Origin of the sequence: Allokutzneria sp. NRRL B-24872 (assembly GCF_002155965.1) — a bacterium.
In the GTDB taxonomy this organism is placed as follows: Bacteria; Actinomycetota; Actinomycetes; order Mycobacteriales; family Pseudonocardiaceae; genus Allokutzneria.
The window spans coordinates 1-530 of sequence record NZ_MUMH01000322.1 but is presented as its reverse complement, the minus strand read 5'-3'; the positions used below and the strand labels follow the sequence as shown (position 1 = coordinate 530).

Sequence of the window (530 nt, the reverse complement as noted above, 5' to 3'; positions counted from 1 at the left end):
GGTGGCCTGGAGCTTCCAGTGGACGAGGGTGCCCTCGCCGTCGCCGCCCTCGCGCACCTCGTACTCGCTGAAGTGCTCGGGGAGCAGCTTCGCGCGCGTGCCGCTGTAGTCGGCCAGCGCGTCGAACACCGTCTCCGCGTCCGCGGCGATGATCCGTTCCGTGGTGGCCTCGACCTGCGCCATTGACTTCCTCCAGCTTGTGGTTCCTCGGGGGTGTGGGCCAAGCGAACCACGTGGGCTCCGGGGGGCGAAATCCGGGTTGCCACGATCAAGGGAACAGGTGTTCTATTCTGAGCGAACGGCCGAGCCCGAGCCACCGAGGAGGCGTCCATGCGCTGGGACAATCTGGGCGACACCCCCGCCGCCCCCGCGGACATCGCCCTGTTCGGCACGGACGCGGTCACCACCCGCACCTTCGACGCCCCCGAGTTCCGGGGCGTCACCTTCCACGAGGTCCGGGCCCGCTCGATCCTGAACCGGGTGCCGGGCGCCTCCCGGATGCCGTTCGAGTGGACGGTCAACCCGTACCG

General features: G+C 69.8%; 1 protein-coding gene and 1 pseudogene. One reads left to right on the top strand and one right to left on the bottom strand.

All coding sequences use genetic code 11. The annotated features are described in order from the left end of the window. Positions 1 to 183: SRPBCC family protein (locus CCN37_RS37770; RefSeq protein ID WP_246843555.1), on the bottom strand; the 183-nt coding region annotated here is incomplete at its 3' end. A gap of 147 nt (positions 184 to 330) precedes the next feature. On the opposite strand from CCN37_RS37770, the pseudogene CCN37_RS41925 reads away from it, so the two are divergent. After that, a pseudogene (locus CCN37_RS41925) lies at positions 331 to 530 on the top strand (radical SAM protein); the annotation flags it as partial.